Source organism: Haloprofundus marisrubri, from assembly GCF_001469955.1.
GTDB lineage: Archaea > Halobacteriota > Halobacteria > Halobacteriales > Haloferacaceae > Haloprofundus > Haloprofundus marisrubri.
The window spans coordinates 14,967-38,795 of sequence record NZ_LOPU01000031.1; the positions used below are offsets into that span (position 1 = coordinate 14,967).

Below are 23,829 nucleotides of genomic sequence, written 5' to 3' on the forward strand. Positions count from 1 at the left end.
GGTCTCGGCGACGGCGTCTGCGACGTGGGAGGTGGGTCGAACTCCGCACCGGAGCGCGGAAAGATGTGGTGAGAGGGACACACTTAATGTGATTTCAGCCGCCACGACAGACATGGACTACGACCACGTACGCGAGGTTGACCCGGCCGTCGCAGACGCGCTCTCGGGCGAAGTGACCCGACAGCAGGAGACGCTGGCGATGATTGCGAGCGAAAACCACGTCAGTCGTGCCGTGTTGGAAGCGCAGGGCAGCGCCCTCACCAACAAGTACGCCGAAGGCTACCCCGGCTCTCGGTACTACGCTGGCTGTGAGTACGCCGACGAGGTCGAACGCCTCGCCATCGACCGCGCGAAGGACCTCTGGGGTGCAGAGCACGTCAACGTCCAACCGCACTCGGGGACGCAGGCGAACATGGGCGTCTACCTCGCCATGCTCGACCCCGGCGACAAGATTCTCTCCTTGGAACTCAACCACGGCGGCCACCTGAGCCACGGCCACCCCGCCAACTTCACGGGCAAGCTCTACGAGGTCGAACAGTACCACGTCGACGCCGAGACGGGTTACATCGACTACGACTCGCTCGAAGAACAGGCCCGCGAGTTCGAACCGGACATCATCGTCTCCGGCTACTCCGCGTACCCGCGTGCGGTGGAGTGGGAGCGCATCCAAGATGTCGCCGACGACGTGGGCGCGTACCACCTCGCCGACATCGCCCACATCACAGGATTGGTCGCGGCGGGCGTCCATCCGTCACCAGTGGGCGTCGCCGACTTCGTCACCGGGTCGACGCACAAGACGATTCGAGCGGGGCGCGGCGGCATCATCATGACCGACGAGGAGCACGCGAAAGCCATCGACTCGGCCGTTTTCCCCGGTGCGCAGGGTGGGCCGCTCATGCACAACATCGCGGGCAAAGCCGTCGGCTTCCACGAGGCGATGCAACCGGAGTTCGAGGAGTACGCCGAACGCGTCGTCGACAACGCGAAAACACTCGCAGAGACGTTCGAGGAGAACGGCCTCGGCGTCGTCTCCGGCGGCACCGACACCCACCTCGTGCTCGTCGACCTCCGAGAGTCGCATCCGGACCTCACCGGCGGCGAGGCAGAGGAGGCGCTCGAATCGGTCGGCGTCGTCCTCAACGCCAACACGGTCCCCGGCGAGACCCGCTCCGCGTTCAATCCCAGCGGCATCCGTGCGGGCACGCCCGCACTCACGACTCGCGGGTTCGACGAGGAAGCGACCGCCGAAGTCGGCGACCTCATCTCCCGCGTCGTCGACGACCACGACGACGACGCGGTGCTCGAAGACGTGAGCGCGAGCGTGCAGGACCTCTGCGAGACGTTCCCGCTGTACGAGTAGGTGCGAGCAAGCACGGGAACGGCGTCCTCGGGCCCACCCCCGAAAAGACGTACTTCCCCCCGATTTTATCGACCTGTGGAGCCTCTATCGAGTATGTTCGACAGCGACAGCTACGGCGACGCCCCGTCTCGCCGACGATTTCTTCTCACCCTCGGGTCCGCAGGCATGCTCACACTCGCTGGCTGTAGCGACGCGCAACCGGCCGCGGAGGCGAACACCTCGTCGAACGGGACGGGCGACGCAGATGAGACGAGCGAAACCAGCGGAACCGACGACGCGACCGAAACGAGCGAGGCGGCGTCGGCGACGAACGAGGAGACGGCCGGCGAAGACTCGCTCGACCTACGCGAAGCGAACGTCGTCAGCGTGGCCGTCGAGAACACGGGCGACGGCTATCGGTTCGACGTGACGCTGTACCACGACGACGACGGCGAAGACGGCTACGCGAACTGGTGGCAAATCGAGAACCGAGACGGCGAGCAACTCGGGAGACGCGAGTTACTCCACGCGCACGGAACGCAGGAGTTCACCCGCTCGGAGACGATAACGCTGCCCGAGGAGACGACGTGCGTCGTCGTTCGCGGCCACGACCAGACACACGGCTACGGCGGGCAGGCGATGCTCGTGAACGTCGAGACAGGTGCGACGAAGGCGGTAACGCAGGGTTCGGAAAGGCAGTCGCTCGCCAGTGAGAGCTGTCCGTAGTTGGCGGCCGGGACCCAAAGCAGCGGTCGCGACGGCGCTACGTGTTCACTCCTCGCCGACGCGGACGGTGAACACCGGCACCGGCGAACTGCGGACGATTTTCTCGGTCGTACTGCCGAGGAGGTACCGCCCGAGGCCGCTGCGGCCGTGCGTCGCCATCACGACCAGGTCGATGGCGTTGTCCTCGACGTAGGCGAGAATCTCGTCGTCGGGATGGCCTTGGACGACGACTTCCTCGATGTCGACGCCGTGGGCGACGTCGCTGTCGACGACTTTCGACACAGCTTCCTGTCCCTCGGATTCGAGTGCGTCGACGACCTCGGTGCCGACGGTGGTGAGACTGTCGCGTTGGGTGTCGGCGACGTAGAGGACGTGAACCGTCGCGTCGTACTGTCGTGCGAGGTCGAACGCGTGCGCTGCGGCCTGTCGGGAACCGTCGCTCCCGTCGGTCGGGAGCAGAATCGTGTCGTACATCGTCTCCGACTACGGCGACGACCGAAATAAAACTCGGCGCGAATCGGTTCCGTGTCCGACCGGCTATCGGCGTGAAACCCGACTGTCCGTTTATGAGCCGCCTCGTCCATCTGTAGCCTATGGACCCCGAAATCACGCTCGTGACGCTCGGCGTCGACGACCTCGACGAGTCCATCCGTTTCTACCGCGACGGCCTCGGATTCCCGATGCGAGACCGCGAGGACGACAGTGACGTGGCGTTCTTCACCCTCGACGGAACGTGGCTCTCGCTCTACCCGAGAAACCTGCTCGCCGAGGATGCGAAGGTGCCCGACGAAGAGACCGGATTCTCCGGAATCACGCTCGCGCACAACGTCTCGGAGAGAGACGAGGTGAACGCCGTTCTCGAAGAGGCGGAGGCTGCCGGTGGCCGCATCGTCAAACCCGCCCAAGACGTGTTCTGGGGCGGATACTCCGGATACTTCGCGGACCCCGACGGACATCTCTGGGAAGTCGCGTACCCCGACCTCACCGACGAGTAGCGAGACTCTCCACTACAGAAGAAGCTGACTGCGAGACGGACGCCGCTCGGCGGTAGGTTCAGCGCCGGCCTCTATGGAGACCGGTAGTCGTTGACGACGCGAAGTCGGTCGATACGAACACCGTCTCACAGTTGAACTCTCCACACGAGTTCCCGGGTGTTTACGGTGAGCGATACGGGGCGAGGCCGCCGTTCGAACACACATTCGTGTACATATGCCCGATTGTGGCGCACCACATATGCACGAACCCGAGCATTGAAGGCGGAGGCGGACACCTGTTCACTCATGACCGAGATAATCGACGGCAACGCCGTCGCCGCCGACATCCGCGCGGACCTCCAAGACGCCATCTCCACACTGAAAGACGCGGGCGTGACGCCCGGTCTCGCAACCGTGTTGATGAGCGACGACCCCGCAAGCGAGACGTACGTCTCGATGAAACAGCGCGACTGCGAGGAAGTCGGCATCGACGGCATCCACGTGGAAATCGACCCGGAAGCTCCGGCCGAGGAACTGTACGAGACCATCGACGACCTGAACGCCGACCCCGACGTTCACGGCATTCTCGTCCAGATGCCGGTGCCCGACCACGTCGACACGCGGCGCGTCCTCCGCTCTATCGCCCCCGAAAAGGACGCCGACGGCTTCCACCCCGAGAACGTCGGCCGTCTCGTCGCCGGCGACGCGCGGTTCAAACCGTGTACGCCGCACGGCGTCCAGAAACTGCTCGAATCGACCGGCGTCGACACCGAAGGAAAAGACGTCGTCGTCGTCGGCCGCTCCGACATCGTCGGCAAACCACTGGCGAACCTCTTGATTCAGAAAGCTGACGGCGGTAACGCGACGGTCACCGTCTGTCACTCGCGGACGAAAGACCTCGCGGCGAAGACGAATCAAGCGGACATCGTCGTCGCCGCCGTCGGCGTCCCCGAACTCGTCACCGGCGAGATGCTCTCCGATGGAGTGACGGTCATCGACGTAGGCGTCAATCGTGTCGACGCGGACACCGAGAAGGGCTACGAACTCGTCGGCGACGTCGAGTTCGAGAGCGCAAAAGAGAAAGCCGGCGCCATCACGCCCGTCCCCGGCGGCGTCGGTCCGATGACGCGTGCGATGCTGCTGTACAACACGGTCAAAGCCGCTGGCGAGCAGTCCGACGTCGACGTCGAGTTGCCCTGAACGACTGTCGCCTCGTAAACAGTTATCGTGATTCGTGACGAACGTGAGACATGGTCACTTACCACGAAGTTCAGCGCTTCCGCGACACCGCCATCTGTTGGGTGGTGCTCGCCGTCCACCTACAGGCGCTGGCGCTCGTAGGCCTCCTCCTTCTCGGTGACGGTGCGAACCTCGTCCGAACGGCGATAGTGGGCGTCGTACTCGCACTGCCGGTCGTTCCGCTGTCTACGGCGTCGCTGGTAACCGAAGTCGACACCGATGGCGGCGTCGTTCGCATCCGCGTCGCACCGTTCCCGTGGACGCGAACCGTCGCGCTGGCGGACTTCACGGCGGTCGAACGCATCGAGGACTTTCCGGCGCTCGGAGCGAGTCTTGGCGTCGAATCGGCGCTGTCGGGGCGCAAGAACACGACGTACTGTCTGGCTACCGCCGGCGGAGTACGTATCCGTCTCCGCGACAGCCGTGAGATTCGCCTCGGGTCACGCCGACCAGCCGAACTGTTCGGGACGCTCGACAGCGTCGGTGTTTCCGGGCGGTAGCTGTCAGAACTTTTGGATGGTAGTCTCGGGACTTCCGGACGGTAGTTGTGTTCCGCTTATCCTAGCCGCGACAGTCGGTCCTGTGCGGTCGCCAGCGCGTCCAACTCGTCGGTTGCGAGGTACTCGCTGAGTTCCTTCGTCGCTTCGACGAGTCGTTCGGAATCCGTCAACGGAACGTCGCCTTCGAGTGCGTGCATCCGTTTCTCGTGGTCGCGTATCGTTCCGAGCGTCGTCTGCGCTTCGGCGTCGGGGTTTGCTTCGAGCCACGTCACCGCTTCGCGGCGATACTTCGAGACGACTGTCGCGTACGCGAGGCCCCGTGCGGCCGCCATCGACCGGGGCACGTCGTCGGGGGCGGGTCGGTCACCCGATTCCGCCCCGTTGACGAGCGTCAGTACGTACAGATACTCCTCCTCGGTCGTCTCCCGCGAGCGGTCGTACACGTCGACGGCGTGCAGCAGTTCCGCCGCGACGAGAATCTCGTCGTCGAGCGGGCGGAGTTCGCCCTCGCTGACGAAACCACGTTTTCTGATGTACTCTCGAAGCCGTGGTTTCAGGTCGTCGACGACATCGCGCACCTCGCCGTCTACGAGCGTCGTCTTCAGGTCGGTCAGTTCGAGCGTCGTCGCCGTGTCGGTGTGTTCTTTTCGCTCGTCGACGCCGACGCTTCTGATGCTGCCGCAGTCGGGGCAACTCACGCTGCCCGTCTCGTAGTACGACCAGCGAGTCCCGCAGTCCGCACACTCGCGTCGTCCCCGAATCTCCATACCGCGAGGTTCGCGTGCGCGAGGGAAAACAACACTGGCTCGAACCAACACCGACTCGAACTCCCCAGAGATTGTGACCGGCGGACTGCTTCCGCCAGTGACTCCCCTGCCGGAGGGCGACGAGAGCTGACGAAAACGTACACGAAGATGTGAAAATCATGTTATTATAAGCTTCCGAGGAACTATACTGTGCGGTGTTGAAGTTCATTCGCGATGATGAACGACCTCAGCGGTTTCCAACGAGACCTGCTGTACGTGATGGCGGGACTGGACAAACCGTCCGGGCAACAGATAAAGGGAGAACTGGAGTCGTACCTCGACTCGGAAGTCAACCACGGACGACTCTACCCGAACCTCGACGTACTCGTCGAAAAGGAGTACGTCGAAAAAGGTGCTATCGACCGCCGGACGAACTACTACGATATCACCGAGTCAGGAAAGGAGTTGCTCAAACAACGGCGTGAGTGGGAAGACCAGTACTTCACTGCGAGCGCCTGACGCCCGTAACTCGCGTGCGAGAACGGCTCGCCGACGGGACGGACAGCGACGCACACGAGACTGACTGAGGTGCTGTTCACGCCGACACCCTCGGCGATGACACGGCAGGGGTCGTCGGCCCGCGCCGAACGCGGGTCGATACCCGACGGTGGGGTTCTTTGGTGGTCGTCGACTTACTTTCGAGCGATGCGCGACGAAGCCGAGATACGAGAACAGTACGAGTTCCTCAAGACTCAACTGGAAGACGAGGAGATGCGTCACGAACGAGTGAGACAGATGTTCACCTACTACAAGCGCGCCCTCGGATGGGTGCTCGAAGAAGAACACATTTAAGCGAAAACGAAGGTCTCGCACGTCGTCGGTAAGTTTAAGTAAAAACGTGTGGTACGTGCTGGTGACGCTTCGCTTTGGAGGGCCGAAGCGTCAGCGGGGACCAATTCAGGGCGGCAAGCACCCACGCGGTATTTCGCGTGGCTTGCTTTCCTTTTGATACAGTACATCCGGAGCGACGGTTCTATTCGTGAACTCTGCTCACGCCAAAAAATCGGTCGCAAAGCTACGTCACTCGATACTGAGTTCGCTGTCGGTAGCCTGCTGGTCGTCGTCGCCTTCGTCCCACTCCAACTCGAACTCGACGCTGAGTTCGGCGGGTCCACCCGACGAGGAGGTCTCGCGTTCGGCTTTCACCTCGAACGTCGGTTGGGTGGGAACGTCGAGCGTCACCGATTCGCTGCCGGCCGAAAGCGTCATCGACTCGCCGGAGTCGAGTTTGTCGGCGACGGTTCTGAGGTAGGCAGCGATGGATGCGCGGTCCTGTCGGCGCTCGGTTTTGAAGAGTACTTCTTCGGGCATGCGCTCACGTACGACGAGACAGCGGATAAGCACGACGCCTCTCGAAGGTGAACGGTCCACTGTACCCGTCGCTTGTCGCCTCCGGTTCATAGTCGGATTCCGGACATATTCTCCGGATAGCGTACGACTCATCACCGACAGTTCTCCGGCGTTGTGAGTGCAGGGAGAGCGAAGACCGAACACAGAACCGTCGCTGGTCGCCTCCGCAAAGAGGTAGTCGATATGCTTATTTCAATCCGACAGAAATACCGGCGTAGACGTTACCGATGTACGACCTGACAGGATTCCAACGAGACTTGCTGTACGTAATTGCAGGACTAGAGGAACCGCACGGCCTCGCCATCAAAGAGGAACTCGAAGATTACTACGAGAAGGAGATTCACCACGGTCGACTGTACCCGAACCTCGACACGCTCGTCGAGAAAGGACTCGTCGACAAAGGCCAGCGTGACCGCCGGACGAACTACTACACGCTCACTCGGCGCGGACGCCGTGAAATCAACGCTCGTTCGAACTGGGAGTCTCGATACGTCGAAGAGGACGAACCCGAGGCCGAGGCCGGAGTCGGAATCGAGAACTGAGTTCGCCGCCGTTACGACTGTTTCTCGTCGTCAGCCGTCTCGGTAGTGGCGTCGCCGCCGTTCTCGCTGTTCTCGCTGCTGTCTGTGTCGTTCGCCGACATCGGCGCCGAGTCGCCCGTAGACGACCCCGCTTCGTCCGATTCGCCGCTGCGACTATCGGCCTTTCCGCCGCTCTCGTCGGGCGTCCCGACGTGCGTCGACTCCTGTCGAGCCGCCGGCGACGGTTCCCCGCCGCCGTTGGCGGCCTGTCGCGTCGGAGCCTCGAACGGGTCACCGGGAAGCCAACTCGGGTCGACGGCGTAGGGACGAATCGGTTCGCCGGAGACGAGTTCCGGGAGGATGATGCGCGCGAAGTGGACGACCAGCACGAGCAGAAGCGGCATGAGGAAGATGCCGTACCAGCCGAACAGCAGCGGTCCGAGCGTGTACGCGAGCATCACCGCGCCGACGTGCAGCGAGCGGCCGGAAACGTACGGACGAAGCACGAGGTCCGGGATGGTGTCGACGACGACGAACGAGACCAGCGCGAACACGCCGACGAACCAGAGGGCGGCGGGGTTCGACGGTGGAACCAGCGTGGACAGCGCCATGTAGATGGCGACGGGGAAGTACACCAGTTTCATGCCGACGACGGGAATGAGGCTGGCGACGCCGGCCAAGAGACCGACGAGCGCCGCCGCGGGGATGGCGAGTCCCGGCGGTGCGAACGCGTTCAACGCCGAGTACGCGATAACGCCGATGGTCCCGGTGACGGCGGCGTTGAGGATGTTGCCGAAGAAGATGCTGTTGAGGTCGTTGTCGACGGCGCGGAGATACGCGACGGCGACGCCGTCGTCGTCGCCGATGCGCCACTCGAACCAATCGGCGAGTTTCCGGTCGTCGCGCAGCAGGTAGAACGCCAGCGCGGACATCACGAACAGGTGGATGAGGCCGATACCGACGAAGGCGACGGTCACGGCCGCAGAGCCGAGCGACGCGAACAGCGACTGGATGTTCGAGGCGGTGATGTACTGGAGGAGGTCCCCCGAGAGTAACGCCTGCGCGCTCGTGAGGTTCGTCAGTTGCTCGACGACGGCCGGGTCGAGGCCGAACTGTTCGGGGTCGAACCCGTTGCCCGTCACCGACCCGAGTTGCCGGATGACGATGAGCAGCGCGTAGCCGACGAGTGCGAGCGCCGGCAACACCAGCGCGAACATGGCGACGGCCGCCGCGAGACTCGACGGGTGAATCCGCGTGTCGAGTCGGCGGAAGATGGGCCGGGTCGCGTAGTAGATGAACAGTCCGAACACGACGGTCCCGATGAACGAGTACACGACGTAACAGAGCGCGACAGCTAGGAGGACGGCGAGGAACCACCAGCCGAGTCTGGAACGTGCGATACCCATAAACCGCCGCTGGGTATCGACGTCCTTCTCAGTCGACATACCCAAAGGCTGGGTGGAGATGACAAAAGCGTGTCGCGCCCGGAGAGTTAACACGGGCGGTTGCGTACCTGACGGGACATGCTCTCTCTATCGGTCCTGCAGTCGGGCGGTTTGCTTCCTCCTTCGTTCGACGAGACGATTGGTCGTCTCGTGTTAGCCGCCGCGTTGGGTCTCTTCTTGGGACTGGAACGCGAGTGGTCCGACAAGTCCGCCGGGATTCGGACGTTCTCGTTGACGAGTCTCGTCGGGGCAGTGTTCACGATTCTCGCGCGCGAAGAGTTTCTCGGTGAGGCACTGCTCGCTATCGGCGGCGTGTTAGTCATCGTCCAAGGTATCCTGTTAGCGGCACAGAGCCTCCAAGAAGGGGCGAAAGATGGCTTACTTCTCACTACCTCGGTGTCGCTTCTCGTAGCGTACGGCATCGGTGCACTCGTCGCCGCGGGCTACGTTCTCGCGGGTGTCACCGTCGCCGTCGTCTCCTCGCTCCTACTCGTGCTCAAACGCGAACTCCACGGGTTCGCGGGCGCGCTCTCGCGCGAGGAACTCCGGTCGTCGACGGAGTTTGCGATACTCGCGTTCGTCGTCTACCCGCTGTTGCCGCCGGGCGAAATCGACATCTACGGCGTGCCGCTGGAACCGCGCGTCGCGTGGCTGATGGTCGTCACCGTCGCCGGCATCGGCATCGTCAACTACGCCGTCGTCAGAAGCTACGGCAGTCGCGGTATCGCCGTCACGGGCTTCTTCGGCGGCCTCGCCTCTTCGACGGCCGTCGTCGGGACGATGTTAGACCACGTCAAGCAGCGGCCGGAGGCGGCGTCGTACGGCGTCGCCGGCGTCCTGCTCGCCAACGCCGCGATGGCCGTGCGAAACCTCGCTATCGTACTCGTCTTTACGGTCAACTCGTCGGGGCCGGTGTTGACGACGGCTGTCGTTCCGCTGGGCGTCATCGTCGTCGGCAGCGTCGCTATCGCCGCCGTCGCCGCCGACTGGAAAGCGAACGTCGAGATGGACCTCGAAAGTCCCTTTTCGCTGCAGAACGCGCTCTCGTTCGGCTTCGTCTTCCTGCTTATCCTCGCGACAGGCGCACTGGCACAGGCGGAGTTCGGGTCGACGGGCCTGTTCATCAGCGCGTTCGCGTCCGGACTCGTCTCCTCTGCGGGTGCGACTACCTCCGCGGTACTGCTCTACCGCAGCGGCACCATCGGCGGGCCTGCGGCCGTTATCGCGGTTCTGTTGGCGACGGCGTCGAGCATCGTCGTCAAAGCGGCGTTGTCGGCGGCGGGGCCGAAACCGTTCGCTCGGCGGGTGGCGCTCTGGAGTCTCGTCGTTCTCCTCGTTTCCGGCGTTAGCACCGCGGCCGTCGCGGTGTTCGGCTGAGTCGGCTGGACGAGTCGGTCTGCAAATATTTCCTAAACCGTAACGAATCTCTTAACATATGTGTCTCCGTACCGCGGGCCATGGACCGCGAGACGGCAACCCCCGACGTCGAAGCGATGCCCGGGCAACGCGCCAAGCAGTGGGCCGAGCGACACCGCGAGCACGCCGCTACGAGCACCTACGTCTACGACTTCGTCTGGGACACCTCCGCCCCCGCAGAGGGCCCGTTCTGTACCGACGTCGACGGGAACGTTCTCTTGGACTTCACGAGTCACGTCGCCGCCGCGCCGCTGGGTTACAACAATCCCAAAATCATGGAGCCGATGGCGGAGTTCGACCTCGTCGACCCGCTCAAGATAGCGGGACAGGACTTCTACGTCTCCAGTGGACACGACTACGACGACGACCCGCTCCCGGGTCCGGCCGGGTTGATGGACCGTCTCGTCGACGCCACCGACCACTACGGAATGGACACGGTGTTTCTCTCGAATTCAGGTGCAGAGGCCGTCGAAAACGCCATCAAAGTCAGCTACGACCACTCCGACGGCGGTAAGTACGGCATCACCTTCGACGGCGCGTTCCACGGCCGGACGCTCGGCGCGCTCTCGTTGAACCGCTCGAAAGAAGTGTACCGGAGAAAGTTCCCGGAGATAGCCGGCATCCACGACATGCCGTACTGCGACGACCGGAACTGCTCGCCGGACACCTGCTCGTGTGGGTTCTTCGTCGACAACACCTCTCGACTCCGCGAGAAGCTCCACCCCAAGCGCGGCCACATCAACCCCGAAGAACTCTCCTACATCATCCTCGAACCGATTCAGGGCGAGGGCGGCTACCGCATCCCGAGCGACGCGTTCATGCAGGAACTCGCGGACCTCGCCGACGAGTACGACATCACGCTCATCGCCGACGAGATTCAGTCCGGCGTCGGCCGAACCGGGAAGATGTGGGGGTCGGACCACTTCCCAATCGAACCGGATATCATCACCTCGGCGAAGGCGCTGCGCGTCGGGGCGACCATCTCGAAGAAGGAGATTTTCCCCGAGGAGAAGAGTCGACTCTCCTCGACGTGGGGTGCGGGCGACATCATCGCCTCGCTGCAGGGTGCGCTCACGCTCGACGCAATCGAGGAGTACGACCTGATGGACAACGCCGTCGTCCGCGGCGAGCAGTTCCTCGAAACGATGGCCGACGCCGACCTCCCCGGTGTTGCAGACCTCCGCGGGAAAGGTCTGATGCTCGCCGTCGAGTTCGAGACGAAAGAACACCGCGACGCTGTGCAGGAGGCGGCGCTGAAGCGCGGCCTGCTCACCCTCGCGTGTGGGTACAAGGTACTCCGAATACTTCCGCCGCTAGATGTGACGGAGCGCGAGATTTCGCTCGGCTGTGACCTGCTCGGCGAGGCCATCGAAGCGACGGCCTGAGCGGACTGAGCTTTTTATCCGAAGACGGGGCCACCCCGGGTCGTGACCTGACGAAGTGGCGCAGGCGCGGCCGAGGCGGGTGAACGGAGCGCCGCCCTGCGAGGAAGTGAGAGAATCGGTACTCCGTCTGGTAGCCATTTAGCGACCACGAGAGCTATGCAACCGGGTGGCGCGCGCCGGAGCGCCCCTGCGTGGGCGCGACAGATGTGCGAGGGGCGACTGAGTGAGCGCGGTGCGCGAACGAAGGAGTCGGCTGGGGAGGCCGAGGCTTAGCGCGTGTCGCGCCGTCGTGCGCGACTCGCGCCTGCGGGCCTGGCGGACATGCAAAGGGCGAGGCGTGGCCCACTCCGGGGCCGCGCCGAGGGCTTTCTACATCTGATACCGACGCACGTCGTCGCGCTCGGGATACTGGTCGGCGCCCGTCATCTCCTCGTACGTCATCCCGGCGAGATACTCGTCGTACGTCGTGTCGTACCCCTGCCGGAGGTGGAAGTCGAGGTCGCCACTGCCGACGGTCGACTGAAACAGCGTGTGGACGGCGCGTCGAATCAACTCGCCGTCGTCGGTCCCGAACACCGCCGCCAGCATCGCCAGTTCGTGTTTCGTCTCGCGGTCGAGGTCGACACTCAGAGCGTCGTCGAACTCGCCGTACTGTGCGTCGATGTCGTCGCGGAGGTCGTCGAGGCTCACACCTGCAGGTGGGACGGCGGCCGATTACCGGTTTCGGCTTTCGTCTGTCGCGCCGATTCAGGCGAGGCCGCCCCCGCAGTCGCGGCAGATAGTGCGCCCGGTGACGTTGTGCGTCCCGCAGTCGGGACAGTCGGTGTAGCCGTGTTTGCGCCGGGACGGGAGTCGGTCGCGCTCGCCGAGTGCGCCGGAGACGACGAGCGACGCGCCCACGAGCAACACGAGCCAACCGAGCGGCCCGGCCGCGAGCAGGACCAGCGTTGACGCCGGGAGGACGATAACCGCGACGCCGAGTCGGATAGCGGTGCGTGAGTCCATAGCCGCCGATTCGACTCCGGCACCAAATAGTTTCACCCTGATTCGTTGCAGTGCGAATGACTCTACGCAACTGGTGAACGTCATCGGCGAGAGCGGCGGGGGAATCGTCACCGCTTAACCGCCGTGTGCCGACGTATCGACGATGACCGACGCCCCGGCCGACGCCGACGGTGCCCACTGTCTTCCGGCGGCACCGGCGGACCTCGACCCCGTCCGCGACGCACTCGTCGAGTGGTACGAGGACGACCACCGCGACTACCCGTGGCGACGGACCGACGACCCGTACGCAATTTTAGTCTCGGAGGTGATGAGCCAACAGACGCAACTCGACCGCGTCGTCCCGGCGTGGGAAGCGTTTCTCGACGAGTGGCCAACTCATTCCGACCTGGCGGCGGCCGACCGCGCCGACGTCGTCTCCTTCTGGTCGAATCACAGTCTCGGCTACAACAACCGCGCGAAGTATCTCCACGAGGCGGCCAACCAAGTCGAGTCGGAGTACGACGGCGAGTTTCCCCGAGCGCCCGACGAGTTACAGGAACTGATGGGTGTCGGCCCATACACCGCCAACGCCGTCGCCAGTTTCGCGTTCAACAACGGCGACGCCGTCGTCGACACCAACGTCAAGCGCGTCCTGCACCGCGCGTTCGACGTGCCCGACGACGATTCGGCCTTCGAGACGTCGGCGACCGAACTCATGCCCGAGGGCGAATCACGCGTCTGGAACAACGCCATCATGGAACTCGGCGGGGTCGCCTGCGGGAAGACACCCCGCTGTGACGAGGAGGCTTGTCCGTGGCGCGAGTGGTGTCACGCGTACGAAACCGGCGACTTCACCGCACCCGACGTGCCGACCCAACCCAGTTTCGAGGGGAGTCGCCGACAGATGCGCGGGCGAGTGATTCGGATTCTCGGCGAGTACGACGAACTCGCGCTCGACGCGCTCGGACCCAGAGTCCGCGTCGATTACGGCGGCGACACGGGCCGCGAGTGGCTTCGTGGCTTGGTCGACGACTTGGCGGGTGACGGACTCGTCGACGTCGTCGACGGCGAACCAAGCGACGAGGCCACCGAGTCCGGAGAGGTAGCCGTTCGCCTCCGGCGGTGAGACGACAACGCGACGCCAGCGTGACGACGCGACGAGAGACAGAGACACCGGGTCCACCTACTCAGGGCACTTTGAGATACGCGTAGTCGTACGTCTGCCGGCGGGTGAGTTCGGCGACGCCAGACGAGACGCGTTCGACTCCCGAGAGGAGGTCGTCGGCCGAGAGGTCGCGGTTGTCCATCGCGTTTCCGCAAGCACAGAAGTCGACCGCGCGGTCGGCGAGTTCGGTGATTCGGTCGGGGGCTACGGACTCCCGGGTAAGCAGGTAGACGCCGTCGCCGTTGGCGACGAAAGCGACGCGTTCGACGTCGGCGCTCTCGTCGTCGAGCAGGTTTTCGACGTTCGCCAGCGCGTGTGTCTGGTCGTTTTCGTCGCCACCCGAGAGGTGAAAGACGGTTCGCATATGATGGTGACGACGCCCATAGAGATGAGTGTAGGGGCGGTGTGCGGCCGCACAGTTTTGTGCGAGGCCGTCTCAGGAGACGGCATGACACACGTCGTCGCCGTCTGCGGGAGTCTCCGAGAGCGAAGTTACACCCGACTGTCGCTCCGGCGAGCGCTCGAAGCCGTCGAAGAGACCGGTGGTACTGGGGAGTTGGTCGACCTTCGGGAGTTCGATTTGCCACCGCTGAACGCCGACGAGCGGGACGCAGGCGACGCCGAGCGGTTGCGCCGGACGCTTCGCGGCGCGGACGCCATCCTGCTTGGGACCCCCGTCTACCACGGGTCGTACTCGGGCGTGCTGAAGAACGCACTCGACTACTGTCGGTTCGAGGTGTTCGAGGACAAGACCGTCGGCCTGCTCGCCGTCGCCGGCGGCGCGTTTCCGGTGACGGCGCTCGAACACCTCCGGTCGGTCTGTCGGGCGTTCAACGCGTGGGTGCTCCCGCACGAAGTCGGCATTCCCCGAGCGAGCGGCGCGTTCGACGGCGACCGATTCGTCGACGACCGACTCGACTCGCGCGTCGCGACGCTCGGCCGGCGCGTCGTCGAGTACGCGACCATCGAACCCGACCCCCCGACGTTCGAGAGCGACCAGAACGTCGGCGCGGGCGAGCGCTCCGCCGAGTAGAGGGGAGACGTCGGAGGCGAGCAGAAACGAGTTCACTCCGTCTCGGCGCGGGTGAGGTCCGCCGGCAACCACGACGGCTGTTGCTGTCGTTCGTCGATGTCGAGCGAACCGTCGCCCGCGAGCGCCTGCGCGTCCGAGACGGAGTACACCGAACCATTTCGGTGGAAGACGCCGTTGATTCGGCCCTTCTCGCGCTGGTCGGGGAGATACGCCGGTTTCAGCATGAGCGACCAGAAGAAGTCGCCGTCGACGGGACCGTCTCGGATGGTTTCGGCGAGCGACGCGTAGTTCGGGAGGAACTTGTCCGGCGGTTCTTCACGAGTTCGTTGCCACTCGGTGAGCCACACCGGTTTGTCGTGTTCGTCGGCGAACTCCCGGGCTTTCTGCATCCGCTCTTGCATCTTCCTCGCCGTCGGCGGGAGATTGAGGTGGAACTGAAACACGTCGAGTTCGGGGCCGTCGTACAGCGTGTTGTACCGGAGTCCCTTACAGCCCATCGTCAGCGGGAGGTCGTTGCGATGCTCGTCGGCGACGCGCAGCATCCGCCGAGCGAACTTCAGGCGTTGGCCCCAGTCGCCGGGTTCGTTCATGATTTCCAGTGCGAGCAGTGCGTCGTCGTCGCCGTAGCGGTCGACGAACCACTCGACGTACTCGCGCGGGCCGCCCGGCCGACGGCCGAAGCGGTCGTCGGCGTCACGTCCTTCTTCGGTGTGTTGAGAACCGCCGCCGAGACCGAGCGCCTGTTTCGCCTCCGAGAAGATGCCGTCCCCGTCGCTCCCGCTTGCGCCACCGTCGCCGCGCCCGCTCCAGCGGCTCTCGTCGTTGATGATGTCGTGCGACGGCGAACGGACGGCGCAGGCGGTGTGTGGGTCCTGGTCCTGACAGCGCTCGCGGGTCGGGTCCTCGCCGGCGCTCTCGAAGAGGATGGGGAGGACGCGAATCCCCTCCTTTTCGGCCGTGGAGAACAGGTTGTCGACGCGACGCTCCATCGCCTCGGGTGCGTCGAACCAGTACTCGTAGCTCAAGAAGAGTCGAAGCGCGTCGCGGTTCAGTTTCGCGGCGAGGCGAAAATCACGCTCCGTCTCGTCGGGGTCGTACGCCTCCCAGAACTGGTAGGCGTTGAACGCCCGTGCCGGGACGTACACCGCGCCGCGGACGGGCGAGAGCGTTCGGTCCGTGGTGGTCGACATGACGTGAACGAGGGCGACGCGGAGTCGGTTATCGGTTCGGTGCGAAACGACGACTGTTCGAGGAAGAAGACAATCGTTTTGGTCTCGCTCACACCGATGACGTTGCATGCACGCCATCACCGGGAGCGGGTGGGTCGAACTCATCACCGGCTCGATGTTCTCCGGAAAGACCGAGGAACTGCTTCGTCGTCTCCGCCGCGCCGAAATCGCGGGCCAGGAAGTGGCGGTGTTCAAACCGGCCATCGACGACCGCTACGGCGAGACGACCATCGGCTCGCACAACGGCCGCCAGTGGGAGGCGACAGTCGTCGACAACGAAGGCGACGGCGTCTGGCAGATGCTCGACGACCTCAACGGCGAACAGGTCGTCGCCATCGACGAGGCGAACTTCTTCTCGGAAGAACTGGTCGCGGTCTGCGAGGCGCTCGCCGCCGACGGCCGCCGCGTCATCGTTTCGGGGACCGACCAGACGTTCCGCGCGGAACCGTTCACCCCCGTTCCGCAGTTGATGGCATTGGCTGAGTACGTCGACAAACTGCAGGCGATTTGTACGGTTTGCGGCGAACCGGCGACGCGGAACCAGCGACTCATCGACGGCGAACCCGCTCACGTCGACGACCCGACCATCATGGTCGGCGCAGAGGAGTCCTACGAGGCCCGCTGTCGGAACTGTCATACCCTCCGGAGCGACTAGTACAGACGTGACTACGTGGGTGGAGAATCCCCGGAACGGCCGTGACCGCGGGCCGCGCGGACTGGCGCGCGCGTGGGTCGAGGTATTGGTTCGCCCACGGCGCTTCTTTCGCAACGGCGTCGCCCCCGGTGACCAAGCACCGGGACTGGTGTTCGGCGTTCTCGTCGCACTCTGTTTCGTCGGCGGGTTGCTCGCGTTCTCCAGCGGGACGGTTCTCGGAACCGACCTGATTCCGCTCGTCGCCGACAGTCGGGCGGTGACGAGTCTCCTGTTACTGCTCGCGGTGACGCTGTTCGTCGCGCCCGCGACGCTTCACCTGAGTGCCGCGCTACAGACGGTGCTTCTGATGCTCGCCGTCCGCGAGCGCGCGGGGGTCAGCGAGACGGTTCAGACTATCGCGTACGCGACAGCACCCTGCGCGCTTGCCGGAGTTCCGATACCGGAACTCCGCGTGATTTGTGCGCTCTACGGCGCTGGACTGTTGGCTATCGGTATCAGCGAGGTCCACGAGACTTCGTTGCTCCGGGCGGCGCTCGTCTCGGCACTCCCCTCGGTGTTCGTCTTCGGGTTCGCCTTCCGTGGACTGGGGCCGCTCGTCGCCCTCGTCGAAGGACTGCTCCGCTCGTGGACGCTCATCTGACCGGCGACGGCTATCGAACGTGTCTCGGACGTGGACCGAGCGAACGTGAGACGAAGACGAAGAAGGTGAAAATCGGCTGACAACGTCGGGGTCAGCCCCATCATCGCAGTGCCGGACTGCCGGTCGAACTCGGCGTGACGCGGCGAAAAACTGCGGCGCTCGCTCGTAGAGGACTTTCGACAACCGTTTTAGGGCGGGGCCATTTTCTCCGAGCAAATGGGTTCGTGTATCATTTGCGGTACGCCCGTCGAGGGCCGAATTTGCGACAGCCACCAAGAGGACGTGGTGTTCGAATTCCGTGGTAACGACGCGTCACAACTAACCTCCGGCCGATTCTACAACGGCACCGTCGACGGCTACGCCGACTTCGGCGTGTTCGTCGACCTCGCACCGGGAGTCACCGGTCTGCTGCACCGTAGCGAACTGGACCGCCGGTTGGAGAGTCTCGACTGGGAACCGGGCGACACCGTCTTCGTGCAGGTGAAGAACGTCCGCGACAACGGTAACATCGACCTCGGCTGGTCGATTCGCCAGTCCGAACGCGACTTCCGCGGCGCGCTCGTCCAAGACGCCGACGGCGACCACGACGCGGACGAGAGCAACGAGAGCGACGACGAGGAAGCCGAAGCGCCGACGGTTCGCCACAGCAACGCGACGAAAGACGACGCCGAGACCGACGCTGACGCCAGTCACGACGACAGTTCTACTGACGACAGTTCCGCCGACACGTCTGCCGACGACGACACGTCCGACGACAGCCACCGAGACGCCGAGTCCGAGCCATCGGGTGACGTCGAACGCGTCGAAATCGGAACACTGACCGACCGAGTCGGGCAGAACGTCCGCATCGAAGGGGAAGTCGTCAGCGCCCAACAGACCGGCGGCCCAACCGTCTTCGAGGTCCGTGACGAGACGGGCGTCGTCGACGCCGCGGCGTTCGTCGAGGCAGGCGTCCGCGCCTACCCCGAAGTCGACGTCGGGTCGTTCGTCCGCCTCGACGGCGAAGTCGAACTCCGGCACAACGAGATACAGGTCGAAACCGAGGCGCTCGTCTCGCTCGACGGCGACGACGCCGACACCGTTCGCTCGCGTCTCGACGACGCGCTCCGCGGCCGTGCCCGTCCCGACGACGTGACGCCGCTGGCGGACCACGACGCCGTCTCCGCAGTCGAGACGCAACTGCAGGACGCCGCCGAAGAGATTCGCCGCGCGCTGTTCGAGTCCCGTCCCATCATCGTCCGCCACACCGCCACCGCCGACGGCTACGTCGCCGGTGCGGCCGTCGAACGCGCCGTGCTCCCGCTCATCCGCGAGGAACACGCCAAATCCGACGCCGAGTACCACTACTTCGACCGCCGACCGCTCGAAGAAGCGGTCTACGGGATGGACGCCGCGACGAACGACGTGACGCGGATGCTGCAGGACCGTGACCGCCACGGCGAGAAACTGCCGCTCGTCCTCCTCGTCGGCACGGGCGCGACGGTCGAATCCAGCGACGGACTCGACCTCCTCAGCATCTACGGCGCAAAGCGTGTCGTCGTCGACGCCGCCGCCGTCGACGCCGAAATCGAAGACTCGACGGACGTGCTCGTCTCGCCGGTGCTCGCCGACGCCGACGCGTCGGACCTCTCGACGGGTGCGCTCGTCGCCAACCTCGCCGCCGCCGTCAACGACGACGTGCGCGAGGACCTGCGCCACCTCCCCGCAGTGAGCTACTGGGAGAACGCGCCCGAAGCGTACCTCGACGCCGCCAGCGACGCGGGCTACGACGAGACGTACGTCCGCGAACTCCGCGAGGCAATCGCGCTGGAGGCGTACTACCAGTCCTACGAGGACAAGCGCGAACTCATCACCGACCTGCTGTTCGACAACGGCGTCACCCCCGACGGCGACGGTGAGAACGCGGGCAACCTCGCCAGCCACGTCTCCGAGCAGTTCCGCCTGAAACTCGACGCCGAAATCGAGACGGCGCAGGCCAACCTCGACTCGCGCGAGGAAGACGGCGTGCAGTTCGCCGTGCTCGACACGGACGCGTACACACACCGCTTCGACTTCCCGCCGACGGCGCTGTTGCTCGACGAACTCCACCGCCGCGAACGCGACGGTGAGACGTTCGTCACCATCGGCGTCGCGATGGACGAACTCTACCTCCGCAGCACCGCCGACGTGGACCTCCGCGCCGTCGCCGAGGCCGCACGCGAACGCGCTCCCGAAGCCGGAATCACGGCCGTCGGCATCCGCGACGGTCGCATCGAGTTCCTCTCGGGTCGTCGCGAACAGGTGAAAGAAGCCGTCGTCGAAGCCGTCGCAGAGCAGTTGGCGTAGACGGTCCCAGCGTTCTGTTACTCGCGCCTTTCGGTCGCCGCTTTGCTCCGCCTTCAGAAGACCCGGAGCGTCTGCTTCTCTCTCTCTCTCTCTCTCAGGCATCTGCCGTCGATTCCAGCGGCACCGAATCCCGTCGATACGCCTCGAAGACGCGGCGCGCCCACTCGCGGGCGATGCCGTCGTCGGTGTCGACGAAGACGCGCATCGTCCCCGTCTCGTCGTCGTAGCCGCCGATGCCGACGCGGTCGTCGAAGATGGCGAGACCGTAGGGAAGCGCCTCGCGCGTCCGCAGTGCGAGGTGACCGCGTTCGACGGCGTCGGCGACCTTGTCGGGATGTGTTTCTCGGAGCGCGTCGACGACGACCGGGAGGTAGATTATCTCGCTTTGCTTCCCGTCGAACAGCGAGGCGTAGAACCGTTCGACGCCCGGCGGGACCATGTGCGTCGTGTTGAAGCCCCGGAAGCTGTCGCTCTCCGCTAAGAGAGCGAGGAACCGTTCGACGGGTTTGTACGGGTCTTCGGGCGTGGGCGTCGTCACGGTGGCGTCGGCGAACGGTTCGACGATGAACTCCGTGTGGTCCGGACAGATGCACTCCAACAGCGGGTCGAGTCGGGCCGCCGCCCGGAGGTTTCGCTCGAATCGGAGCACCTCCTCGGCGACCGTCTCGCCACGGCCGGTGAGACTCCACCGACCGTCACGACGTTCGGCCAACCCCTGCTGTTCGAGCCAGCGCGTGAATCGGTGACTGGTCGCCCGCGAGATACCCAACTGTGTCTGGATGTCGCGGCGGTCTAGCGGCCCTTCGATGAGCAGTTCCAGCAGCTCCCGGTGTCGAAGCACGTCCAGCAGTTCGTCCGTCGTCAGGCGGCGTCGGGTCGCCGTCGACTCCCGAACGTCGCGTCGGAGCGCGTACGACTGCTGGAGTAGCTCTTCGAACAACGATTCTCTGTCCATAGTCTCGACCCCCCGGAGAGTCCTCACCGAACTGGAGGCTGGCTCACGCGATAATCCTTGTCTCAGGCCGTGAGACACGTCTCGTCTCGGTGTATTACTCTCAGAAATTAACTATAGCTCGGTCGGTCGTCTCCGGACAGCTATGGCAGAAGCAGCCGACACCACGACACCGAACGAAACCGAACAAACCGAAGCACTTGCGGGCGGGCTGTTCGCCGACGCCAACGCCACGCTGACGCTGTTCAGCGTCTACCTCGGCACCCGACTCGGCCTGTACGACGCGCTCGCGGACGCCGACACGGACGCGTTGACGCCCAGCGAACTCGCAGCGCAGACCGAAACCGACGAGCGATACGTCCGCGAGTGGCTCGAACACCAAACCGTCTCCGGGATTCTGACCGTCGACGACGAACGCGCCGCGGCCGGCGAGCGACGCTACTCGCTGCCCGAAGCGCACGAACCCGTGCTCGTCGACGTGGAGAGTCTCTACTACCTCGCACCGTTGGCGCGGGCGGCGGCCGGACTCGTCGGTCCACTCGACGACATCGTCGCCGCCTACCGCACCGGTGAGGGCGTCGCTTTCGCGGACTACGGCGCGAACCTCCACGAGGGACAGGCGGCGATGAACCGACCCGCGTTTCTCCGCCTGCTCGGCGAGGCGTGGCTGTCGAGCATCCCGGACGTACACGGAAGACTTTCCGACGAATCGCCGGCACGGGTCGCCGATATCGGGTGTGGCCACGGCTGGTCGAGCATCGGTATCGCGCAGGCGTATCCGAACGCCCACGTCGACGGCTACGACCTCGACGAAGCGTCTATCGAAGCCGCGAAAGAGAACGCCGAGGCGTACGGCCTCACCGACCGCGTCAACTTCGAGGTGCGCGACGCCAGCGACTCCGAGTTGGCAGGGAGGTACGACCTCGTTACCGCCTTCGAGTGCGTCCACGACATGGCCGACCCGGTCGGCGCGCTGGCGACGATGCGCCGTCTCGCCAACGGCACGGGGGCGGTCATCGTGATGGACGAACGCGTCGGCGACGAGTTCACGGCCGACGCCGACGAGATAGAGCAGTTCCTCTACGGCTGCAGCGTCTTTCACTGTCTGCCGGTCGGCCGCGTCGGCGACCACTCGGCCGCGACGGGCACCGTGATGCGGACCGAGACGCTCGGTGGCTACGCCGACGAGGCGGGCTTCGAGTCGTTCGAGGTGCTACCCATCGAAAACGAGTTCTTCCGGTTCTACCGGATGGAGGCCTGAGATGAGTGCGATAGAAGAGAGCGAACGTGCCTCCGTGCCGTGGGACTCGCCGGTAGTCCGCGTCGTACTCGCAAGTACGCTCCTCGCGCCGCTCGGGGTTCCACTGGTCAGTCCGGCACTTCCGGTCATCAGAGACGCCTTCGGCGTGACGGACGCGGCGGCGAGTCTGCTCATCACCGCGTACTTCCTGACGGGTATCGTCCTCTCGCCGTTCCTCGGAATGCTCGCCGACCGCATCGGGCGGCGGCGTGTGCTCGTCGGGAGCTTGCTCGTCTTCGGTCTCTCGGGTGGGGCAGTCGCTCTCGCCGACAGCTTCGCCACGGTGCTCGCACTTCGTGTCATCAGTGGCACGGCCGCCGCGGGCATCTTCGTCACGACGGTCACGATTCTCGGTGACGCGTTCGAGGGCGTCCAGCGAAACGCCGTTCTCGGCGCGAACACGGCCGTGTTGTCGACCGGCGCGGCGGCATTCCCCATCGTCGGCGGTGCGCTCGTCGCCTTCGGCTGGAACGCGCCGTTCTTGACGTACCTGCTGGCCGTTCCGCTCGCCGTCGTCGCGTGGTACGCCCTCACCGACCTCGAACACGACACCAACCCCGAAAACGGCGGGGCGACACGCTACCTGCGCGGCGTCGCCGGGTCGCTCGTCGCCTCGGGAACCGCCGTCTACTACGTGGCGACGTTCGCCGCCGAACTGCTGTTCTTCGGCGCGGTGCTGACGACGTTACCGTTTCTCTTGACGGGGACGTTCGCGCTCTCGCCGGTGCTCGTCGGGTTGACGCTGACCGTCGCGGAAGTGGCGGCTATCGCCGTCGCGGCGGCGAACGGTCGGTTCGCCGAGCGAGTCCGCAACGGCCCGCTCGTCGCCGCCGGGTTCGTCTGTCTGGCGACAGGCCTCGGAATCACGTGGCTCGCTACTGGTCTCGGGACTGCCGGTGTGGTGGCTCCGCTCGTCATCGGCGCGGGCGTGCTGTTCGTCGGTGCGGGCGCGGGACTCGTTCTCCCCTCCGTCGACGCCGAGGTGAGCCGTCTCGTCCCGACGCAGTTCCGCGCCGGAGCGCTCAGCCTGCGCAACAGCGCGACGTTCCTCGGACGGGCGGCCGGACCCGTCGTCTTCGCCGGTATCGCCATCACGACGGGTTACGCGACGCTGCTGCTGATTGCGGGCGTCGCGTCGCTCGTCTGCGCTGTCGTTCTCGCGGTGGTAACCGGACGTGTCGTCGAAGACGTAGAGGACGACGTTGGAGGCACCGTCGACGACGCAGTTGCCCCCACGGAGGTACGCTGAGATGACCGCGAAGCGGCGCAATGGTGGGAAAGGAGTTCCGCCCGGAATCGCCGACGACACCCCTGTACAACAGTCGTGGGCCGACCTGACCTGCTACGGTTGTGGTCCCGCGAACCCGCACGGTCACCACCTGCACAGCTACGTGAGCGACGACGGCGAGTCGCTCGTCGCCGTGGTTGACCCCGACTCGCGGTACAACGCAGGTATGCCGAACGTGATGTACGGTGGCCACATCACCTCACTGCTCGACTGTCACTCGATGTGGACCGCGATGACGTTCGCAGCGAGAGCGGAGGGCGTTCCACTCGACAGCGACCCGCATATCGCCTACGTCACCGCCGAGTTGTGTGTCAAGTATCACCGACCGACGCCGCTGGACCGCCTCATCTACCTCCGCGCGTGGGTCGACGGCGACACCGGGCGGCGGATGCGCATCAGAAGCGAACTCGGCCCCGAAGGTGAGGTGACGGCGACCGGAGACGTCGTCGCGGTGCGAATCGTCTGATTCGTCGTCCGACAGTCGCCCGCGGGAGCGACACCCTTAACCCCGAAAACCGACGAAACGGAGGTAATGAACCAACTCGTCGCCGGGGAGG

The 23,829-nt window shown here is 64.9% G+C and carries 27 protein-coding genes; 18 read left to right on the forward strand and 9 right to left on the reverse strand.

Features of this window, described 5'->3' with window-relative positions; genetic code table 11:
• Positions 1–112: 112 nt before the first annotated feature.
• Together glyA and AUR64_RS16235 are read left to right on the forward strand one after the other, a co-directional pair.
• A complete protein-coding gene (gene glyA, locus AUR64_RS16230; protein ID WP_058583019.1) occupies positions 113–1,360 on the forward strand; it encodes a serine hydroxymethyltransferase in 1,248 nt (415 codons plus the stop codon).
• 93 nt (positions 1,361–1,453) lie between these two features.
• Positions 1,454–2,065, forward strand: a complete 612-nt coding sequence (locus tag AUR64_RS16235; protein ID WP_058583020.1) for a hypothetical protein — start codon at positions 1,454–1,456, stop codon at positions 2,063–2,065.
• Between the two features lie 45 nt (positions 2,066–2,110).
• On the opposite strand, the gene AUR64_RS16240 is transcribed toward AUR64_RS16235, so the two are convergent.
• Positions 2,111–2,539, reverse strand: coding sequence for a universal stress protein (locus AUR64_RS16240; protein ID WP_058583021.1), 429 nt, complete (start codon positions 2,537–2,539; stop codon positions 2,111–2,113).
• A 119-nt stretch (positions 2,540–2,658) separates the two neighbouring features.
• Between AUR64_RS16240 and AUR64_RS16245 the strand changes: the two genes are divergently transcribed.
• The 3 genes from AUR64_RS16245 to AUR64_RS16255 all read left to right on the forward strand — a co-directional run bounded on the left by AUR64_RS16245 (position 2,659) and on the right by AUR64_RS16255 (position 4,778).
• Entirely contained in the window at positions 2,659–3,060 is a 402-nt protein-coding gene (locus AUR64_RS16245) for a VOC family protein (protein ID WP_058583022.1), read from the forward strand.
• 285 nt (positions 3,061–3,345) lie between these two features.
• On the forward strand, positions 3,346–4,239 hold the full coding sequence (locus tag AUR64_RS16250; protein ID WP_058583023.1) for a bifunctional methylenetetrahydrofolate dehydrogenase/methenyltetrahydrofolate cyclohydrolase: 894 nt from the start codon (positions 3,346–3,348) through the stop codon (positions 4,237–4,239).
• A gap of 50 nt (positions 4,240–4,289) precedes the next feature.
• Positions 4,290–4,778, forward strand: coding sequence for a hypothetical protein (locus AUR64_RS16255; protein ID WP_058583024.1), 489 nt, complete (start codon positions 4,290–4,292; stop codon positions 4,776–4,778).
• A gap of 56 nt (positions 4,779–4,834) precedes the next feature.
• Here the strand turns inward: AUR64_RS16255 and AUR64_RS16260 are convergent, their stop codons facing one another.
• A complete protein-coding gene (locus tag AUR64_RS16260) occupies positions 4,835–5,545 on the reverse strand; it encodes a DUF7117 family protein (protein ID WP_058583025.1) in 711 nt (236 codons plus the stop codon).
• 216 nt (positions 5,546–5,761) lie between these two features.
• On the opposite strand from AUR64_RS16260, the gene AUR64_RS16265 reads away from it, so the two are divergent.
• The gene (locus tag AUR64_RS16265) at positions 5,762–6,043 is read left to right on the forward strand and encodes a PadR family transcriptional regulator (RefSeq protein WP_058583150.1); all 282 of its coding nucleotides are present in this window, start codon (positions 5,762–5,764) and stop codon (positions 6,041–6,043) included.
• 69 nt (positions 6,044–6,112) lie between these two features.
• A complete protein-coding gene (locus tag AUR64_RS20615) occupies positions 6,113–6,376 on the forward strand; it encodes a hypothetical protein (RefSeq protein WP_155120636.1) in 264 nt (87 codons plus the stop codon).
• Between the two features lie 228 nt (positions 6,377–6,604).
• Here AUR64_RS20615 and AUR64_RS16270 read toward each other — a convergent pair whose 3' ends face one another.
• Positions 6,605–6,895 (reverse strand): amphi-Trp domain-containing protein, encoded by a 291-nt coding sequence (locus tag AUR64_RS16270; RefSeq protein WP_058583026.1) that lies wholly within the window; start codon positions 6,893–6,895, stop codon positions 6,605–6,607.
• A gap of 266 nt (positions 6,896–7,161) precedes the next feature.
• On the opposite strand from AUR64_RS16270, the gene AUR64_RS16275 reads away from it, so the two are divergent.
• Entirely contained in the window at positions 7,162–7,476 is a 315-nt protein-coding gene (locus tag AUR64_RS16275) for a PadR family transcriptional regulator (protein WP_058583027.1), read from the forward strand.
• Between the two features lie 11 nt (positions 7,477–7,487).
• On the opposite strand, the gene AUR64_RS16280 is transcribed toward AUR64_RS16275, so the two are convergent.
• Positions 7,488–8,861, reverse strand: coding sequence for an AI-2E family transporter (locus AUR64_RS16280; RefSeq protein WP_082230834.1), 1,374 nt, complete (start codon positions 8,859–8,861; stop codon positions 7,488–7,490).
• A 117-nt stretch (positions 8,862–8,978) separates the two neighbouring features.
• On the opposite strand from AUR64_RS16280, the gene AUR64_RS16285 reads away from it, so the two are divergent.
• Together AUR64_RS16285 and AUR64_RS16290 are read left to right on the forward strand one after the other, a co-directional pair.
• Complete coding sequence (locus AUR64_RS16285) at positions 8,979–10,277, forward strand: MgtC/SapB family protein (RefSeq protein ID WP_058583028.1); 1,299 nt, start codon at positions 8,979–8,981, stop codon at positions 10,275–10,277.
• An 80-nt stretch (positions 10,278–10,357) separates the two neighbouring features.
• Positions 10,358–11,701 (forward strand): class-III pyridoxal-phosphate-dependent aminotransferase, encoded by a 1,344-nt coding sequence (locus AUR64_RS16290; protein WP_058583029.1) that lies wholly within the window; start codon positions 10,358–10,360, stop codon positions 11,699–11,701.
• A 369-nt stretch (positions 11,702–12,070) separates the two neighbouring features.
• Here the strand turns inward: AUR64_RS16290 and AUR64_RS16295 are convergent, their stop codons facing one another.
• Together AUR64_RS16295 and AUR64_RS16300 are read right to left on the reverse strand one after the other, a co-directional pair.
• Entirely contained in the window at positions 12,071–12,391 is a 321-nt protein-coding gene (locus AUR64_RS16295) for a hypothetical protein (RefSeq protein WP_058583030.1), read from the reverse strand.
• Positions 12,392–12,448: 57 nt separating this feature from the next.
• Positions 12,449–12,706 carry a hypothetical protein gene (locus AUR64_RS16300; RefSeq protein ID WP_058583031.1) on the reverse strand — a complete coding sequence of 86 codons (258 nt, stop codon included), beginning with the start codon at positions 12,704–12,706 and terminating at the stop codon, positions 12,449–12,451.
• Between the two features lie 142 nt (positions 12,707–12,848).
• Between AUR64_RS16300 and AUR64_RS16305 the strand changes: the two genes are divergently transcribed.
• The gene (locus AUR64_RS16305; RefSeq protein WP_058583032.1) at positions 12,849–13,811 is read left to right on the forward strand and encodes an A/G-specific adenine glycosylase; all 963 of its coding nucleotides are present in this window, start codon (positions 12,849–12,851) and stop codon (positions 13,809–13,811) included.
• Positions 13,812–13,872: 61 nt separating this feature from the next.
• Here AUR64_RS16305 and AUR64_RS16310 read toward each other — a convergent pair whose 3' ends face one another.
• Entirely contained in the window at positions 13,873–14,214 is a 342-nt protein-coding gene (locus AUR64_RS16310; protein WP_058583033.1) for a DsrE family protein, read from the reverse strand.
• 84 nt (positions 14,215–14,298) lie between these two features.
• On the opposite strand from AUR64_RS16310, the gene AUR64_RS16315 reads away from it, so the two are divergent.
• Positions 14,299–14,883 carry an NADPH-dependent FMN reductase gene (locus AUR64_RS16315; RefSeq protein ID WP_058583034.1) on the forward strand — a complete coding sequence of 195 codons (585 nt, stop codon included), beginning with the start codon at positions 14,299–14,301 and terminating at the stop codon, positions 14,881–14,883.
• A gap of 32 nt (positions 14,884–14,915) precedes the next feature.
• On the opposite strand, the gene AUR64_RS16320 is transcribed toward AUR64_RS16315, so the two are convergent.
• Positions 14,916–16,073, reverse strand: coding sequence for a glycoside hydrolase (locus AUR64_RS16320; RefSeq protein WP_155120637.1), 1,158 nt, complete (start codon positions 16,071–16,073; stop codon positions 14,916–14,918).
• Positions 16,074–16,179: 106 nt separating this feature from the next.
• Here AUR64_RS16320 and AUR64_RS16325 point away from each other — a divergent pair, with 106 nt between their 5' ends.
• From AUR64_RS16325 to AUR64_RS16335, 3 genes are all read left to right on the forward strand, one after another.
• The gene (locus AUR64_RS16325) at positions 16,180–16,767 is read left to right on the forward strand and encodes a thymidine kinase (RefSeq protein WP_058583036.1); all 588 of its coding nucleotides are present in this window, start codon (positions 16,180–16,182) and stop codon (positions 16,765–16,767) included.
• A gap of 7 nt (positions 16,768–16,774) precedes the next feature.
• Complete coding sequence (locus tag AUR64_RS16330) at positions 16,775–17,407, forward strand: YIP1 family protein (protein ID WP_058583037.1); 633 nt, start codon at positions 16,775–16,777, stop codon at positions 17,405–17,407.
• Positions 17,408–17,623: 216 nt separating this feature from the next.
• The gene (locus tag AUR64_RS16335) at positions 17,624–19,732 is read left to right on the forward strand and encodes a DHH family phosphoesterase (RefSeq protein WP_058583038.1); all 2,109 of its coding nucleotides are present in this window, start codon (positions 17,624–17,626) and stop codon (positions 19,730–19,732) included.
• Positions 19,733–19,826: 94 nt separating this feature from the next.
• On the opposite strand, the gene AUR64_RS16340 is transcribed toward AUR64_RS16335, so the two are convergent.
• Positions 19,827–20,687: a helix-turn-helix transcriptional regulator gene (locus tag AUR64_RS16340; RefSeq protein ID WP_058583039.1), complete on the reverse strand. Its 861-nt coding sequence runs from the start codon at positions 20,685–20,687 to the stop codon at positions 19,827–19,829.
• 142 nt (positions 20,688–20,829) lie between these two features.
• Here AUR64_RS16340 and AUR64_RS16345 point away from each other — a divergent pair, with 142 nt between their 5' ends.
• The 3 genes from AUR64_RS16345 to AUR64_RS16355 are packed head-to-tail and all read left to right on the forward strand — an operon-like array spanning position 20,830 to position 23,738.
• Positions 20,830–21,945 (forward strand): class I SAM-dependent methyltransferase, encoded by a 1,116-nt coding sequence (locus AUR64_RS16345; RefSeq protein ID WP_058583040.1) that lies wholly within the window; start codon positions 20,830–20,832, stop codon positions 21,943–21,945.
• A gap of 1 nt (position 21,946) precedes the next feature.
• Positions 21,947–23,233, forward strand: a complete 1,287-nt coding sequence (locus AUR64_RS16350; RefSeq protein WP_071391307.1) for an MFS transporter — start codon at positions 21,947–21,949, stop codon at positions 23,231–23,233.
• Between the two features lies 1 nt (position 23,234).
• Positions 23,235–23,738: a PaaI family thioesterase gene (locus AUR64_RS16355; protein ID WP_058583041.1), complete on the forward strand. Its 504-nt coding sequence runs from the start codon at positions 23,235–23,237 to the stop codon at positions 23,736–23,738.
• Positions 23,739–23,829: the final 91 nt, after the last annotated feature.